We start from the raw sequence: 16,307 nt of genomic DNA, 5'->3' as shown, positions 1-16,307 counted from the left end.
TCTCGAATGTGAAATCTAACGCCATTTATGTGGCGTGGACAGTATGAGCCGCCCGCGAGGAGTGTCAAGGGTGTTACGTGGGCACCGGAGAAGTACCGATTCCGCCACCTCATGGCGCAACTGATCTTCCTCGTAAAGCAGCCGTAGAGTCAGCCGTGACAAGCCTTGTCAGCTCGGCGGCGGGTGCTCTTGTGACGCGTGATACCGATGTGATATTCACCGTGTGATTACAACATGAACTGACGTTAAATCACGCGCCGATCTCGCCTCGGCTCCGCCTCGGGCCGGGCGGGATCCCCGCACGACGAACGGACCAGGATTCATGCGTAAGAACTGTGGGATCAGCGGAACTTCGGGCTTCGGGAGACGGGCGATGCTCGGCGCGACCGGAACGCTCGCGCTGGCGGTCGCCGCCGGGACTCTGTCGGCCGGACGGGCCGGTGCCGCCGAGCGGTTCAAGGAGGATCCCTTCACCCTGGGGGTCGCCTCGGGCGACCCCTGGCCGGACGGCTTCGTGCTGTGGACGCGGCTCGCCCCCCAGCCCCTCGCCCCCGACGGCACGGGCGGCATGTCACCGCGCGCGGTCAAGGTCCTCTGGGAGGTCGCCGACGACGAACGCTTCCAGCGTGTCGTCGCCCGGGGCTGGACCCGCGCGGTCGCCGAACTCGCCCACTCGGTCCATGTCGAGGTCTCGCGCCTCCAGTCGGACCACACCTACTTCTACCGCTTCCAGGCCGGCGGCGTGGTCAGCCCGGTCGGCCGCACCCGCACCGCGCCCGCCCCCAACAGCCGCCCCAACTCCCTGAAGTTCGCCTTCGTCTCCTGTCAGGCGTGGTTCGAGGGCTTCTACACCGCCTACCGCCACATCGCCGAGGAGGACGTCGACCTCGTCCTGCACCTGGGCGACTACATCTACGAGAACGCCATCGACGCGATGGGCGGCGTACGCAAGACCCCGGTCGCCGCCGAGCTGCGGGCGGAGCCGATGGATCTGACCGGGTACCGCAACCGGCACGCCCTGCACCGCTACGACAGCGACCTGATCGCCGCCCACCAGGCCCACCCGTTCGCCGTCGTCTGGGACGACCACGAGGTCGAGGACAACTGGGCGGGCGACCACTCCAAGCACACCGACGTGGACCCGGCGGTCTTCAGGAAGCGCGCGGCGGGGGCGTTCCAGGCGTACTACGAACACCTCCCGCTGCGCCTGCCCAACAAGCCCGACGGTTTCGACGCCCGGATGTACCGCAGTCTGCGCTACGGCCGGATGGGCACCTTCCACATCCTCGACACCCGGCTGTTCCGCGACGACCAGGCGTGCGGCGACGGGACGAAGACCGGCTGCGAGGAGCGGCTGTCGCCGGACCGCACCATCCTCGGCGCCGAGCAGGAGAACTGGCTCTACAACAGTCTCGGCCGCTCCGACGCGACCTGGAACCTGATCCCCCAGCAGATCGCGATGAACCAGGTCGACACCGACCCCGGCCCCGGCCAGTCCTTCGTGATGGACTTCTGGGACGGCTACGCGGCGTCCAGGCAGCGGCTGTTCGACGAGATCGACGCCAGGAACGTCCGCAACCCGGTGGTCCTGACCGGCGACATGCACCGCCATCTCGTCGCGGACCTGAAGCGGGACTTCGACCGGCCGGACTCGCCCACCATCGGGGTGGAGTTCGTCGGCACCTCGATCTCCACCAAGATGGACGGTGTGGACCTGGACCCCTCCGGGGCCAGCCTGCTCGCGGCCAACGAACACATCAAGTTCACCAACTACCAGCGCGGATACGTGCGTTGCACCGCCACGGCGGAGAGCTGCCGCGCCGACTTCCGGGTGCTGCCGTACGTCACGAGGCCGGGCGCCCCGGTCTCGACCCGTGTCTCGTACCTCACCGAGGCGGGCCGGCCGGGGGTCCAGCCGGTCTGAACCGGGAGCCGCGCGCGCCCTGTCGGCGCGCGCGGCCCTCTCTCACGAGACGGTGCCGGTGCCCGCGATCACCTCGGGACGCAGCAGGGCGGCCAGGGTGTCGGCGGGCAGCAGCCCGCGTTCCAGGACCAGTTCGGCGACGCCCCGCCCGGTGGCGAGGGCCTCCTTGGCGATCTCGGTCGCGGCGGTGTAGCCGATGTGCGGGTTGAGGGCGGTGACCAGCCCGATCGAGTTCTCCACGGTCGCGCGCAGCGTCTCCGTGTTGGCGGTGATGCCGGAGACACAGCGCTCGGCGAGGGTCAGGCAGGCGGCCCGCAGATGGGTGATGGACTCCGAGAGGGAGTGCAGGATCACCGGCTCGAAGGCGTTGAGCTGGAGCTGTCCGGCCTCGGCGGCCATGGTGATGGTGACGTCGTTGCCGATCACCTCGAAGGCGACCTGGTTGACCACCTCGGGAATCACCGGGTTGACCTTGCCGGGCATGATGCTGGAGCCCGCCTGGACCGGCGGCAGGTTGATCTCCGCGAAGCCGGCGCGCGGCCCGGAGGACAGCAGCCGCAGGTCGTTGCAGCTCTTGGAGAGCTTGACGGCGATGCGCTTGAGGACGCCGGAGAGATGGACGAAGGCCCCGCAGTCCTGGGTGGCCTCGACCAGGTTGGCGGCGGTGACCAGCGGCAGTCCGGTGATGGCCGCGAGATGGCCCCGGGCCGACTCGGCGTAACCGGCGGGGGCGTTGAGCCCGGTGCCGATGGCGGTCGCGCCGAGGTTGATCTCGTGCACCAGCAGGACGGCCTCGGCGAGCCGGCTCTCGTCCTCCTCCAGCATCACCGCGTACGCGGAGAACTCCTGCCCCAGTGTCATGGGGACCGCGTCCTGGAGCTGGGTGCGCCCCATCTTGAGGATCTCGCGGAACTCCTCGGCCTTGGCGGCGAACGCCCGGCGCAGCACCGCCATCGCGTCGAGCAGTTCGCGCACGGCGATGATCGTGGCGACATTGACGGCGGTCGGGTAGACGTCGTTGGTGGACTGGCTGAGGTTGACGTCCTCGTTGGGGTGCAGCCGGCCGTAGTCGCCCTTGTCGTGGCCGAGGATCTCCAGCGCCCGGTTGGCGATCACCTCGTTGGCGTTCATGTTGGTCGACGTACCGGCGCCGCCCTGGATCACATCGACGACGAACTGGTCGTGCAGGGCGCCGTCCTCCCTGATCTCCCGGCAGGCGGCGGCGATGGCGCCGGCCTTCTCGGCGGTGAGCAGCCCGAGGTCCTCGTTGGCGCGGGCGGCGGCCTCCTTGACGGCGGCGAGCGCGTTGATCAGGTGCGGGTACGCGGAGATCGGCGTCCCGGTGATGGGGAAGTTCTCCGAGGCGCGCAGGGTGTGCACGCCCCAGTACGCGTCGGCGGGTATGTCGCGGTCGCCGAGCAGATCGTGTTCGCGGCGGTGGCCGGCGGTCATGGCGGAGGTGTCCTTCGTGTGGTGGGGACGTACGGGTCGGCCGGGCGGAGACGGAACTGCGGGGGCGGCGGGCCCGGGGCTTTCGGCCCCGCCGCCCCCTGCTTGCGGGGTGGCCAGGGCGTGTTCCGAGTTCTCCCGTGGAGGAAGGAGCGGTGTCTGGTGCCTGTGGATCCAAGACGGAGGAGGGAGGCGACGCGGAGCGTCGTCGAGTGACGACAACGCCGGAGACGCGGGTGCCAGACACCGCGACGCCGCGGGAGAACTCGGAACACGCCCTACGCGGCGGGCTCCGGATCGGATACGGGAGCCAGCGCGCCCGCCGCCCGCAGGCTCCCCACCTCGGCGCCGCCTCCGATGACCGGCGTACGGGCGAACTCGGCGAGGATCCCGGGGTCGACCCCGCACCGGGCGAGGGCCGCCGCCGTCACCGGCATCCGGGCGCGGTCGCCGCCGTCGGCGATCTTCACACCGACGGCCCTGCCGTCCGGCAGCGCGGCGACCTGCACCCCTTCGAAGCCGTCCTTGGCGAGCAGTCCCGGCACCGCGCGCATCAGCCGGGCGACGTCACGCCCGGTGCCGGAGACGATCTCCGGGTGGGCGCGCATCGCGTGCGCGACCCGGCCCTCGTCGGTGCCGGGCGCGGCGCTCGCCAGCCGGGCGACGGCGCGGGTGAGGCCGTGCAGGGAGACGGAGTAGAGCGGCGCGCCGCAGCCGTCGACCGTCACCCGGGCGATGCGCTGTCCCGTGAGGTCCTCGACGGTCGCGGCGAGCGCCTGCTGGAGCGGGTGCCCGGCGTCGGCGTAGCTGTCCAGCGGCCATCCCCTGGCCCGCGCGGTCATCAGCATGGCGGCGTGCTTGCCCGAGCAGTTCTGGGCGAGGCGGGTACGGCCGTGGCCCAGCCGCAGCCACTCCTCGCGCCGCTCGGCGCCGTAGGGCAGGTCGGGGACGTTGCGCAGATCGTCCTCGGTCAGCCCGGCGGCGTCCAGGATGCGCCGGGCCGTGGTCAGATGCCGTTCCTCACCGGAGTGACTGGCCGCGGCGAGGGCCAGTGACTCGTCGTCCAGGGGCGGCAGCCCCGCGCGCAGCAGGCCGACCGCCTGGAGCGGCTTGAGCGCGGAGCGCGGGTAGAACGCCGCCTCGATGTCCCCGGCCAGGAACTCGACACTGCCGTCGGCGGCCAGGACGACCACCGAGCCGTGGTGGACGCCCTCGATGACACCGCCCCGTACGACATGGGCGAGCGGCACGTGGGCCGGTTCGCGGACGGGGGGCGGCGGGCCCGGGGTTCGGCGCGGAGTGGTGATGATCTCGGTCATGCTCAGCTTTCGGTGTCATCGGTGGTGCGGGTGGTGCCGTCGCGTCCGGTGCGTGCCGACGCGGCCGTCTCGCGGATGGCCCCGACCCGGCCCCGTACCAGGAACCAGCCGCCGACCAGCGCGGCGATGATCACGGGCAGCGACAGGACGGTGGTGCGGCCGGCGCCGCCGTCCGCGTACATCAGGACGAGCACCGAGGCGAGGAAGAGCAGGGTGATGATCTGGGTCCACGGCGCGAAGGGCAGCGAGTAACCGGGCCGCGAGAGCCGTCCGAGCTGCGTCTTCCGCCAGAAGAGGAGGTGACAGACCATGATCATGCCCCAGGTGGACAGGATGCCGATCGCCGCGAAGTTCAGCACGATCTCGAAGGCGTCCTTCGGTACGACGAAGTTGAGGCCGACGCCCAGGACGCAGATGGAGGAGGTGAGCAGGATGCCGCCGTACGGGACCTGGCTGCGGCTCATCACGCCGGTGAACTTCGGCGCGGAGCCGGACATCGCCATGGAGCGCAGGATGCGACCGGTGGAGTAGAGGCCGGAGTTGAGGCTCGACATGGCGGCCGTGAGGACGACCAGGTTCATCACACCGCCCGCGGCGGGCACCCCGATGTTCGACAGCACGGTCACGAAGGGGCTCTCGCTCGCGGAGTACTTGTCCCACGGCAGCAGCATCGTCAGCAGGATGACCGAGCCGACGTAGAAGAGGGCGACACGCCACATGATCGAGTTGATGGCCTTCGGCATGATCTTCTCGGGCTCGGCGGTCTCGCCCGCCGTGACCCCGACCAGCTCGACCGAGGCGTACGCGAAGACGACGCCCTGGACCACGAGCAGCATCGGGAGCATGCCGGCCGGGAAGAAGCCGCCGTTGTCCGTGATCAGCGACGGGCCGGGGCTGTGGCCGTCCACCGGCTGCTGGGTGACCAGCAGGAAGATGCCGATCAGCATGAAGACCACCAGCGCGCTGACCTTGATGATCGCGAACCAGAACTCCATCTCGCCGAAGAACTTCACGGAGATGAGGTTGACGGTCAGCACGACCGCGAGCGCGATCAGGGCGATCACCCACTGCGGGACGTCGGTGAACATCCCCCAGTAGTGGGTGTAGGTGGCCACCGCCGTGATGTCGGCGATTCCGGTGGTAGCCCAGTTCAGGAAGTACATCCAGCCGGCGACGAAGGCGCCCTTCTCCCCCATGAACTCGCGGGCGTACGAGACGAACGCTCCGGAGGACGGCCGGTGCAGGACCAGCTCGCCGAGAGCGCGTACGACGAGGAAGGCGAAGATGCCGCAGACCGCGTACGCGATGGCCAGGGAGGGGCCGGCGCTGGCGAGCCGGCCGCCGGCACCGAGGAAGAGCCCGGTACCGATGGCGCCGCCGATGGCGATCATGTTGACGTGCCGGGACTTCAGGGTCTTGCTGTACCCGGCGTCACCGGCGTCGACGTGGGCGTCGTCCTGCCCGTGCTGTGGCGCCTCGTACTGTTCCGCCTGCTGGAGTTGCTCGCTCACGCGTGGGATTCGCCTTCTTGTGGGGGTTTCGTACAGTGCGGGGTCCGCACAATGGTGGTCAGCGTCGACTCGACGCGGGCGAGGTGGTGGGTCATCGCCGCCACCGCGTCCTGCTCCGACCGGTCGACGAGGGCCTCGACGATCGCGCGGTGCTCCTGGTTCGACTGCTCACGCCGGCCGCCCAGCTCGTTGAGGAACGCGGACTGGCGGGCCAGCGCGTCGCGGATCTCCTCTATGACCCGCCGGAAGACGGGATTCTGGGCCGCCTGGGCGACGGCGAGGTGGAACAGCGTGTCCATCGCCACCCAGGCGGTGGTGTCGGTCTCCCGCTCCATCCGCTCCAGCAGATGGGCGAGGTGATCGAGGTCCTCGGGGGTACGGCGCACGGCCGCGTATCCGGCCACCGGGATCTCGACGTGCCGGCGGACCTCCAGGAGGTCGCTCGCGGTGTAGTCGCCGAAGACCGGGTCCTCCACCGGGCCGTTGGACACGATGAAGGTGCCCTTTCCGGTCCGGGAGACGGTCAGCCCCATCGTCTGCAACGCGCGCAGCGCCTCACGGAGCACGGGCCTGCTCACTTCGAGGCGACGGCAGAGTTCGGCCTCGGAGGGGAGTTTGTCCCCCACCGCGTACTCGCTCCGCTCGATCGCGCCGCGCAGATGATTCAGTACCGCTTCCATGGCGCTGATCCGTCTGGGCGCATCGCCAGCTGTCTGGCTGTCTGACAGGTTCACCCGGGCATCCTGAATCGCCCGGGGGAGCACTGTCAAGGGGTGTGCGGGGATACGAAGGGGCCGGTCACCGGTGACGGAGGGCCGTGACGGCCGGCGGCGCCGCCCCCTCGCGCGGTGTCGTGGGGGCGGCGCCGCACTGGTCTGCCGGTGCGGGTGGTGTGTCGGTGTGTACCGGGTGCCGATGGTTGAGACGTGTCGGTGTGCGGTGTGCGTGTATGTGTGCCTGTGCGGTGCGACGGTGTGCGCACTGCGGCGTGTACCGCGGTGTTGTGCGGCAGTGTCGTACGTCGGCGGGCGCGGCTCCGGGCCGGGTCAGAAGGGGCGGTCGCCCGCGATCGCGACGCGCTCCGCGACGCGCCGGTGGGAGCCGTAGTCGTTGACGGCGTAGTGCTGGGTGGCGCGGTTGTCCCAGAAGGCGATGTCACCGGCCTGCCAGCGGAACCGCACCTGGAACTCGGGCACATAGGCCTGCTGGAACAGCAGCCTCAGCAGCCGGTCGCTCTCCTCCTGCCCGAATCCCACGAGGTGGGTGGTGAAGGACGTGTTCACGAAGAGCATCCGCCGGCCCGTCTCCGGGTGACGCCGTACCACCGGGTGCTCGACCGGCGGGAACTGGTCCTGGAAGGCGGCGAGTTGGGCGGCGGGAGCGAAGCGGGCGAAGCCCGGCAGGAAGTCGTGCACGGCGCGCGCGCCGTCGATGCGGTCCTTCACGTCCTGGGGCAGGTTGTCGTACGCCGCCGCCATGTCGGCCCACATGGTGTCGCCGCCGGACGGCGGCACCTCGCGCAGTTGCAGCACCGCGCCGAGCGCCGGCCGCTCGCGGAACGTGACGTCGGTGTGCCAGACGTTCTCGAAGCTGGGGACGGCGGAACGGTCGAAGCGCACCACCTCGGGGGCGTCGCCCGTGGCGAGCAGCGGATTGGTCTCCAGCTCGCCCCAGTTGCGGGCGAAGGCGCGCTGCGCCTCGGAGGTCAGATGCTGCCCCCGGAAGAAGAGCACCTTCCACTCCAGCAGGGCGCGGTTGAGCTCCTCGCGCAGGGCGGGCGAGGGCGGCTGCGCGAGGTCGAGCCCGCGTATCTCGGCGCCGATGGTGCGGGCCTGCGGGACCAGCTCGAACAGCTCGTACGGGCGGTCCTGCCACCCCTCCGGCAGCCGGCGCAGCTCGCGGTGGCCCTCGTACAGACCGTCGGCGGGGATGCGGTACGGGCGCGGCACGGCGGGGGCGGAGGCGGCGACGGGGGGCGTGGCGGTGGCGGCGGATGCGGTGGTGACGGTCACGGATCTCCTCTGGTGAACGGGTCCGGGCGGGGCGCGGACGCGGGCGGGCGGCCCGGGGCGGGCCGGAGTGAGGGAGGGGCGTGGAGCGGGTGCCGACGGGGCGGCCGGAGCCCGGCGAGGGGCCCGGCGGCGCTCGGCGAGATATCGCGGGTCAGCGACAGAGACGGGCCGGGGGAGAACCCACCCGGCCGCGGCGGCGCAGGAAGCTCTGGCCGCGGGGCGCGCACACACCGTGGGGGCCGCTGAAGGGCGGCTCCGCTGCACGGTGGTTTACGTACGGTCCCATGGCAGGCACCGTACATCAGTTCCGTCCGCAGGTCTCCACCCCCGGGCCCGGCCGGCCGGCGAGGACGCGCGGTACGCGCGCGGGCGGGCCCGCAAAGGGCGGGCCCGCCCGGTGACTTCGGCTTCTCCCCCGTTCCAGTCCCCCCGGTTCGTGGTCTGCTCCCCCGGTTCATCCCGTCCGCGTCATGCCGCTCGTCTCACGCTCCTTCGGCTGTTGCGCATCGCCATGCCCGCACATGCCAGACCCAGCAGGAAGGTGAGGCCGCCGATGACGGCGTTGGTCCAGATGATGCCCTTGTCGGGGCCGCTCCCCACGATCCAGGGAGCCACGATCATCCAGATACCCATGGCGCAGATGGCCGGGCTCAGACCGGTCATCCTCCCCGGTGCGAAGGAGAGACCGAGCGCCAGGACGGCGAGCGCGACCCCCATGATCAGGTTGTGCGTCGCCAGCGCGGGCTGGCTGCTGGTGAAGTGGATGATCCAGGGCGACAGGGCGCAGAACAGACCGACGAGGAAGACCGGTCCCGCCATCGCCGTCAGTCCGCGTCCGCCACCGACCATGCGGGCGTAGCGCTCGCGCATCTCGGGAACGTCGGGATGGCTGGACAGATCCTGTCCCGTCTCCCTGTGGTGTGAGACGTCGGCCATACGACTCGCCTCCTTCTTTCACGCAAGTCACCGACCGTGCGGCACGGCACCGAGCCGTGCCACGTTCCATTCTGCGCGCTTTTTTATGTTTTGTGTAGGTCGATTCTCGTACATATCGCATGCACCGACATTAATATTTCACGTGTAAAACACCTGCTAATCTTTTGGGATGGGCAAGCACACCACCCGCGGTACGACGCCGCGTCAGCGTCAGCGTCCCCGTCCGGCCGCGCTCCCGATCCGGAGCACCGTCCGGCTGCGGCGGCCGGTCGACCTCTGGCACAAGCCCGCGCTGAGCGCGGCGGGCGCGCTCGCCGTACCCGATCTGACCCTGCTGGCGCTGGGCCGTCTCGATCTCGTCCTCTACACCTCGGCGGGCGCGATGTGCGCCCTCTACGCGCACGGCAGGCCGTACACGGCGCGGGCCCGCTCCCTGGCCCTGGTGGTCCTCGGGATGGTGGCGAGCCTCGGGGTCGCGCTGGTCTGCGCGGCGACGGTCTCCTCGCCCGCGCTGCTGGTGGCGCTCGCCGCGCTGGTGGCGGCCGCGCACAAGACGGTCTGCGACGCGACCGGGATCGGGCCGCCGGGCAATCTGATCCTGACGTTCATCTCGTCCTCCGCCTTCTTCGTGCCCCAGCGCCTCGCCGACGTTCCGTTCCATCTCGCCCTGGCGGTCGGTGGCGGGGCGGTGGCCTGGCTCATCTGCATGGCGCCCGGTCTGTTCCGGCCGCACGGGCCCGAACGGGCCGCCGTCGCCCGGGCGCTGGAGGCGTCGGCGGCGCTGTGGCGGGCCCAGGGGGCCGAGGTGTTGCCGGCCCGCCGGGCGGCGGCCGGCGCGGTCAACGCCGCGTGGCACACGCTCTTCCTGGTCCCGGGCGACGGTACGGACCGGGGCCGCGGTACGGAGCGGGCCGGGCTCGACCGGCTGCTCGTCCACGCGGAGTCGGCCCTCGCCGCGGAAGCCCCGCACCCGGGCGAGGCGGACCGGTGCGCCTCCCTGGCCCGCGCGCTGCGCCGGGGCCGGGCCCTGCCCGCCGTCGCGCTGACGCCCGGGGAGAGCCGGGAGGTCGCCGGGGTCGGCGCCGAACGCCGGGCGCTGTGGGAGCCGCGCCGGCCCGCGCCGGACGGCCCCCGGGGCATCCGGGCCGTACGGGACCGGCTGCGGCCGGGGTCCCCGCTGCTGCCGGTCGGCGCGCGGGTGGCCGCCGGGTGCGCGCTCGCGGGCTGGGTCTCGCTGGCCGCCGGGGTCGGCCACCCCTACTGGGCGGTGGTCACCGCGGCCTCCCTCTACCAGGCCAACACCACACTCTCCTGGCAGCGGGCCGTTCAGCGCGTTCTCGGCAATGTCCTCGGGCTGGTCCTCTTCCTCGCGCTGCTGCCCCTGATCCGCACCGGGCATCTCGCGATGGTGCTGCTCGCGCTGGCCTTCCAGATCGGCGCGGAGGCGCTCATCACCCGTAACTACTGGCTGGGTTCGGTGTGCGTCACACCGATGGCGCTGCTGCTCACCGAGTTCGGCGGCCATCTGCCGGCGGGCACACTGGTCCACGACCGCATGGTGGACACACTGGTCGGCGCGGCGGTGGGACTGGCCTGCTGCGTGCTGGTCACCAACCGCCGGGCCACGGACCGGATCGACCGGGCGCTCGCCGAGGTCACGGCGGCGCGCGGCGCGGCGGTGCGGGCGGCGGCCGGGAGTGCGGCCGAGGGTACGGGGTGGGCCGGGGAGGCCGGACGGTCCCGTGACCGGCTCGCGCTCTCCCTGGTCGAGCTGCGCGACGCCTTCGAGGTGGCCTCGGGCGAGTGGTGGCAGCGCGCCCTGCCCGCCGAACGCGTCGCCGCCGCCGAGGCCGAGGGCCACCGCACGCTGGCGCTGCTCGTGCGCCGTACCGCGCCCGTGGCCCCCGTACCGTAGACGCTTGATCCACCACACACGCAACACACGAAGGAGAGTGCGCGTGGCCGAGGACATCGTCGCCGGGGTGATGCGGCAATGGCAGCAGGTGATGCCCGCTCTGGACACCGCGCCCATGGCGGTGATCGGGCGGCTCAACCGCTGCTCCGCCCTGCTCCAGCAGGCCGCCGACGCCCCGTTGCGGCGGGAGGGGCTGACCCGCCCCGAGTTCGACATCCTGGGCACCTTGCGCCGCACGGGCCACGAGCTGACCCCGGGCCGGATCGCGCGCGAGACCTTCGCCTCCGGAGCGGCCGTGACCAAACGGCTGCGCCGGCTGGAGAGCGACGGCCTCATCGCCAGGCGCCCCGACGACCGGGACCGCCGGGTGTCCCATCTGTCCCTGACGGCCGGCGGCCGTGCGCTGCTCGACCGGCTGCTCCCCGCGCAACTGGCTTACGAGGCGGCCCTGTTGGACGGGCTCGGCGCGAACAGCCAGGAGCAGCTCGCCGGCGGTCTCGGCGAGCTGCTGGTCCTGCTGGAAGGGCGGCTGGGCAGCCTGCTCGAATGACCTCGCGGTCAGGGGACCGCTCGTCCGGGTCCCGCGACGAAGGACACAGGGCCTAGTGCCGCGACCGGCAATGTCTGCCCCGGAAGGAGCGTCGTCCGGTGCGTGCGATCGCAAGGCGGCCGGAAGTCCTTGTAGCGGAGCTACCAGGGCTTTTGGCCAACGCGGCGAGCGTGCGTGCTGGGCGGCGCGACGGGGCAGAGCTTGCCGGGAGGGGCACTAGCCCGCGTAGACGTCCTCCACGTACCGCCCCCGGTCGGCCAGCGACTGGAGCCAGCCGTGGGCCGCCGCCTCGTCGGCGCCCGGGGTCCTGCGCAGATACAGGCCGCGCAGGGTCTCGCGCACGCCGGGCGCCATCCGGGCGCCGTCGCCGCAGACGTGGACCCGGGCGCCCGCCTCCAGCAGGGCCCACACCTCGTCGCCCTCGGCGGCGATACGGTGCTGGACGTAGCGCACGTCCCCGGCCGGCGCCGCGCTGAAGGCGGGCCGCATGGAGACCGCTCCGGCCCGCTCGGCCGCGCGCAGTTCCTCGGCGTACAGATAGTCGGTGTCCGGGCCGTCGCAGCCGAAGTAGCAGAGCGCCTCGGCGAGCCGGGCCCCGCCGTCGGCCAGCGCGCGGCGGTCGGCGACGGCGCCCCGGAAGGGCGCGAGGCCGGTGCCTGCGGCGACCATGATCAGCGGGGTGGAGGCATGGTCGTCGGGGCTGACGCGGAACGCCTCGCGGCACGGCTGGACGCGGGCGAACACGGTGTCCCCGGGGCGCACGGTGTGCAGATGGCCGGACCCGGTGCCCCGGCGGCGCCCCCGGCCCGAGCGCGCGGGGGCGTCCAGCAGCGAGACCATCAGGTCGGCGTGGCGCGGGTCGGTGACCGGCGCCGAGGAGACCGAGTAGTGCCGGGGCCGCAGCGGCGGCAGCAGGTCCAGCAGTACGGGCCAGGTCAGCGCCGTACGCAGGGCGGGGTGGTCCTCGACCAGGTCGAGGAGGGTGCGGTGGTCGGCGGCGCGCGCCCGCGCGTCCTCGGCGAGCGCGCCCAGGGCCGCCCGCTCCGGCGGACAGGGGTTGAGCGCGGCCAGCGTGGCGAACTGCCCCTCGGTGGGCCGGTCCTGGAGCTCCACGTGGTGGGTGAGCAACTCCCGTACGGTCAGCGGCCGGTCGACGGCGATCGCGGCCCCGCGCGAACCGCCGGCGCCACCGGGACGGCTCGGGGCGATGCTCAGAACGGTGTCGAGCCGGACGCCGAGGAGCCCGGCGGCGCGGGCGACGAGCCCGGGGTCGTTGGCGGGGAGCACCGTCAGATGGTCGGCGGTGCGGTACGTCGTCCCCTCGGGCAGCGCCAGCCGCACCAGCCGCTTGGCGCGCGGGTGCGCCGGGTCGGTGAGCGACGCGGTCTGCGTGACGGTCATCGCCGCCATGCCGTGCCGGGCGGCCAGCGCGTCCAGCGGTCCGCCGGTGATCTCCGTGACGGTGTGCGCGGGCCCGTCGTCCACGGCCGTACGCACCGGCTCAGCGACGGCGTCCGGGTCATCGTGGCGCTCCAGCAGCGCGGTGCGCAGCGCGTCGGTGAACTCGCCGACGGCGGCGGTCAGATCGCCGGAGGCGTCGGCCGCCACGCGGTCCACGAGCCGGGTCGCGCCGAGGGCGGCGAGCCGCTCGTCGACGAGGGTCGGGACGCGCTGGTACGTGGCGGACCAGTTGCGGTCGCCGACGCCCAGGACGGCGTACGTGACGCCTGCCACGTCGCCGGGTTCCGCCCGCTCCAGCCAGCGCAGGAAGGCCGCCGCGTCGTCGGTGGGCTGCCCGTTGTAGGAGGCGGCGACGATCACGACGGCGCGGTCGGTGGGCAGTCGCCCGGCGTGTTCGTCGAGGGAGGCGACGGCGGTGTCGCAGCCGAGCGCGCCCGCGCTGTCGGCGAGTTGTGCGGCGAAGTCGCGGCAGGTGCCGTAGTTGGAGCCGTGCAGGAGCAGCAGCCCGGTGCCGCGCCGCACCCCGGAGGGCAGCCGCCGCGCGTCCCCGGCGGCGTGGGCGGGGGCGCTCGGCGCGGCGGGCCGCACGGTCGGGGCAGGCAGCGCGGCGCGGTTGGCAGCGCGGTCGGCGGGGGTGCGGCGCACCGGGGTGAGGGTGAAACCGTCGGGCTTGATGGTGAGGGTCTGCTTGAGCTCCAGCCGGTAGTCGTCCTGGTCGATCAGCCGGTACCTGTGGACCAGCATGCCGAGCAGCATCGTGGCCTCGTGCAGGGCGAACTGCCTTCCGATGCAGGCGCGTTCACCGGTGCCGAACGGCTTGTACGCGTGCGGGGAGCGACCGGCCTCCGCCTCGGGCCCGAAGCGCGCCGGGTCGAACAGCTCCGGGTTGTCGCCCCACACCGGATCGCGGTGCAGCATCGGCGTGACGACCAGCACACCCTGTCCGGCACTCAGCGGAAGACGGCCGCCGAGGACGGTGTCGTGGCGCGCCTGCCGCTGGAACCCGGGCGCGGTCGGCCACAGCCGCAGCGCCTCGTTGAGCACCTGCCGGGTGTGGCGCAGCCGGCCGACGTCCTCGTAGCTGGGCTCGGGGTCGGCGGTGTCGCCCCACAGCTCGTCCACCTCGCGCTGGACCAGGCGCAGCGCGCTCGGGTCCTTGGCGAGGTGGTAGAGGGCGAAGGAGAGCGCCCCGGAGGTGGTCTCGTGACCGGCGATCAGGAAGGTGATGACCTGGTTGCGGATGTTCTCCAGGTCCAGCGTCGTGCCGTCGGGCCCGTCCGAGGGACGGGTCGCGGTGAGCATCAGACCCAGCAGATCCCGCGCGTCCGGCGTGTCCCGGCCGCTGTCGTCCGGGCCCGAGGTGCCCGCGTCGGCGGTGCGCGCCGCGACGACCTCGTCCACCACGGCGGCGAGATGGGCCGCGTCGGCGCGGAACGCCGCGTCGCGCGCGGTGTGATCGGTGCCGGGGACCCGGGCCAGCTTGGTCATCGCCCAGTCCAGGCAGCGGACCATGGCCTCGACGAAGGGGTGCGTACCGTCCCGTTCGAACGATCCGAAGTCGAAGCCGAAGCCCGTCAGCCCGATGGTGTCCAGGGTCATCCGCGTCATGTCGTCGGCGACGTCCACCGGGGTGGCCGAGGCGGCGTCGCGGTCCCAGGATCCGATCAGCCTGCGGGCGACGTCCAGCATGACCGGGTGGTAGGTGCGCATGGAGCCGAGCGAGAAGGCGGGCATCAGGATGTCGTGCGCCTTGGCCCAGTTGGGCTCGTCGTTGTAGGCGGTGAACAGGCCGTCGGCGACGAACTCCCGTACGTTCTCCAGCGCGGGACCCACGAACTTGCTGAACCGCTGTTCGTCGGCCAGCTCCGTGACCAGTGCGAGGTCGCTGACCAGCAGGAGGTCCCGGCCGTGCCGGCGCACGACGAGGGGCGAGCCGTGGCTGCGGAGCAGCTCCATGTGGTGCAGGACGGGCGTGATCCGCGGATCGCTGTCCGAGATGTCCACGACCGGCACGGGCGGCGGGGTGACGGAGGAGGCGGAGGTGGACGTGGAGGTCGGCGCGGGCGAGGGGGCGGGGACGCGGGCCGGGGCGGGGTCGGGGCTTTCGGTCCCGGACTGCGCCGGGGAGAGGGTCTCGGTCATGCCGGTGGGTCACCTTCCGCTGAGGGCTTGGGGCAAGGCGTGTCTCAACCCTCGCCCTGCCGGGGTGCTTTGGACGGCCTCGTGACTACATGTTTGTGTAGTGTCCCGCGCCGCGAGGGCCTTGCGGTCGAGGCCAGGACGTGGAAGCGGCGGCGGAACGGAAGCGGACGGGACGGGAGGACGAGACGGAGCCCCGCACCCCCGGGACCCCAGGGACACCCGGGACCGGCGAGCCCTGTGCGGTGGGTGAGACTGGTGCGACTGACGCCACGGGTGGTGTGGGTGGTGTGGACGGGCCGGGCCACACCGAGGAGGCACACAAGCCGCACGGGACGCATGGGTCGCATGGGTCGCATGGGTCGCGAGGAGCGCAAGGAGTACAAGGGGTGCACAAGCAGCACGGAGCGGCGCCGGAAACGTTGTTCAGCGACCCGGAATCCTGGTCGGGCGACGCGGTCTCCTGGCGCAACCGCACCTTCCTCCTCTTCGACCGGCTCCCGGTACCGCTGGCGATCAGCGACCCGTACGGGCGGGTGCTGATGGCGAACCCGGCGATGGCGGCGCAGTGGGGCGAGCTGCCGGGCCGGCTGCGCGGGCGCAGCGCCATGGATCTCTTCCGGATACCGGGCCCAGGACAGCTCCATCCGATCGCCGACGCGGTACGGCAGGGCCGCAGGTCGCGCTATCCGGTCGAGGTCTCGTGGTCCACCCCCTCGGGCGCCGAACGGTACGGCGAGCTGACGGTCGACCTGCTCGCCGACGCACCGGCGTCCCACCCCGTCCTCCTGCTGTATCTGCGGGTACGGGGTGAGCGGGCCGCCGCGCCGCCGCCCGCCGCCGGCACCGGGGCGGGCGAGGCGAGCGAGGCCGAGCTGCGGATCCTCACCCTGCTGGCGGGCGGCTCCACCACGGCGCGGATCGCGGGGGAGGTGGGGCTGACCGTCGACGGCGTCAACTACCACGTGGGGCGGATGTCCCGGCGCTGGGGCGTACGCAACAGAGCGGCGCTGGTGGCGCACGCGTATGTGACGGGCCTGCTCGCCCCCGGCGTCTGGCCGCCCGCGCCCGCCGGCTGAGCGCGGCGGCCC

At 72.4% G+C, this 16,307-nt stretch carries 11 protein-coding genes; 4 read left to right on the top strand and 7 right to left on the bottom strand.

The window, feature by feature from the left end:
- The first annotated feature begins 373 nt into the window (after positions 1–373).
- The gene (locus tag OG627_RS31775) at positions 374–1,924 is read left to right on the top strand and encodes an alkaline phosphatase D family protein (protein ID WP_329071046.1); all 1,551 of its coding nucleotides are present in this window, start codon (positions 374–376) and stop codon (positions 1,922–1,924) included.
- A gap of 42 nt (positions 1,925–1,966) precedes the next feature.
- Here OG627_RS31775 and aspA read toward each other — a convergent pair whose 3' ends face one another.
- The 6 genes from aspA to OG627_RS31745 all read right to left on the bottom strand — a co-directional run bounded on the left by aspA (position 1,967) and on the right by OG627_RS31745 (position 9,151).
- A complete protein-coding gene (gene aspA, locus OG627_RS31770) occupies positions 1,967–3,376 on the bottom strand; it encodes an aspartate ammonia-lyase (protein WP_329071044.1) in 1,410 nt (469 codons plus the stop codon).
- A 275-nt stretch (positions 3,377–3,651) separates the two neighbouring features.
- On the bottom strand, positions 3,652–4,692 hold the full coding sequence (locus OG627_RS31765; protein WP_329071042.1) for an asparaginase: 1,041 nt from the start codon (positions 4,690–4,692) through the stop codon (positions 3,652–3,654).
- Between the two features lie 2 nt (positions 4,693–4,694).
- Positions 4,695–6,203 carry an amino acid permease gene (locus OG627_RS31760; RefSeq protein WP_329071040.1) on the bottom strand — a complete coding sequence of 503 codons (1,509 nt, stop codon included), beginning with the start codon at positions 6,201–6,203 and terminating at the stop codon, positions 4,695–4,697.
- On the bottom strand, positions 6,200–6,937 hold the full coding sequence (locus OG627_RS31755) for a FadR/GntR family transcriptional regulator (protein ID WP_329071038.1): 738 nt from the start codon (positions 6,935–6,937) through the stop codon (positions 6,200–6,202). Before OG627_RS31755 ends, OG627_RS31760 begins: the two co-directional genes overlap by 4 nt.
- 312 nt (positions 6,938–7,249) lie before the next feature.
- A complete protein-coding gene (locus OG627_RS31750; RefSeq protein ID WP_329073112.1) occupies positions 7,250–8,152 on the bottom strand; it encodes a TauD/TfdA dioxygenase family protein in 903 nt (300 codons plus the stop codon).
- A gap of 531 nt (positions 8,153–8,683) precedes the next feature.
- On the bottom strand, positions 8,684–9,151 hold the full coding sequence (locus OG627_RS31745) for an SPW repeat protein (protein WP_329071036.1): 468 nt from the start codon (positions 9,149–9,151) through the stop codon (positions 8,684–8,686).
- 169 nt (positions 9,152–9,320) lie between these two features.
- Between OG627_RS31745 and OG627_RS31740 the strand changes: the two genes are divergently transcribed.
- Both OG627_RS31740 and OG627_RS31735 read left to right on the top strand, forming a co-directional pair.
- Positions 9,321–11,066, top strand: coding sequence for an FUSC family protein (locus tag OG627_RS31740; protein ID WP_329071034.1), 1,746 nt, complete (start codon positions 9,321–9,323; stop codon positions 11,064–11,066).
- Positions 11,067–11,109: 43 nt separating this feature from the next.
- Positions 11,110–11,616: a MarR family winged helix-turn-helix transcriptional regulator gene (locus OG627_RS31735; protein WP_329071033.1), complete on the top strand. Its 507-nt coding sequence runs from the start codon at positions 11,110–11,112 to the stop codon at positions 11,614–11,616.
- Between the two features lie 216 nt (positions 11,617–11,832).
- Here OG627_RS31735 and OG627_RS31730 read toward each other — a convergent pair whose 3' ends face one another.
- The gene (locus OG627_RS31730) at positions 11,833–15,219 is read right to left on the bottom strand and encodes a cytochrome P450 (RefSeq protein ID WP_329071031.1); all 3,387 of its coding nucleotides are present in this window, start codon (positions 15,217–15,219) and stop codon (positions 11,833–11,835) included.
- Positions 15,220–15,605: 386 nt separating this feature from the next.
- Here OG627_RS31730 and OG627_RS31725 point away from each other — a divergent pair, with 386 nt between their 5' ends.
- On the top strand, positions 15,606–16,295 hold the full coding sequence (locus tag OG627_RS31725; protein ID WP_329071029.1) for a PAS domain-containing protein: 690 nt from the start codon (positions 15,606–15,608) through the stop codon (positions 16,293–16,295).
- Positions 16,296–16,307 lie beyond the last annotated feature (12 nt).

Source organism: Streptomyces sp. NBC_01429 (assembly GCF_036231945.1).
Taxonomy (GTDB): Bacteria; Actinomycetota; Actinomycetes; order Streptomycetales; family Streptomycetaceae; genus Streptomyces.
This window is presented reverse-complemented; position numbering and strand designations above follow the sequence as displayed.

Coding starts and splice junctions, on each gene's coding strand:
- OG627_RS31765 (WP_329071042.1), bottom strand. CDS start 4,692: ATGACCGAGATCATCACCACTCCGCGCCGAACCCCGGGCCCGCCGCCC.
- OG627_RS31745 (WP_329071036.1), bottom strand. CDS start 9,151: ATGGCCGACGTCTCACACCACAGGGAGACGGGACAGGATCTGTCCAGC.
- OG627_RS31740 (WP_329071034.1), top strand. CDS start 9,321: ATGGGCAAGCACACCACCCGCGGTACGACGCCGCGTCAGCGTCAGCGT.
- OG627_RS31730 (WP_329071031.1), bottom strand. CDS start 15,219: ATGACCGAGACCCTCTCCCCGGCGCAGTCCGGGACCGAAAGCCCCGAC.
- aspA (WP_329071044.1), bottom strand. CDS start 3,376: ATGACCGCCGGCCACCGCCGCGAACACGATCTGCTCGGCGACCGCGAC.
- OG627_RS31775 (WP_329071046.1), top strand. CDS start 374: ATGCTCGGCGCGACCGGAACGCTCGCGCTGGCGGTCGCCGCCGGGACT.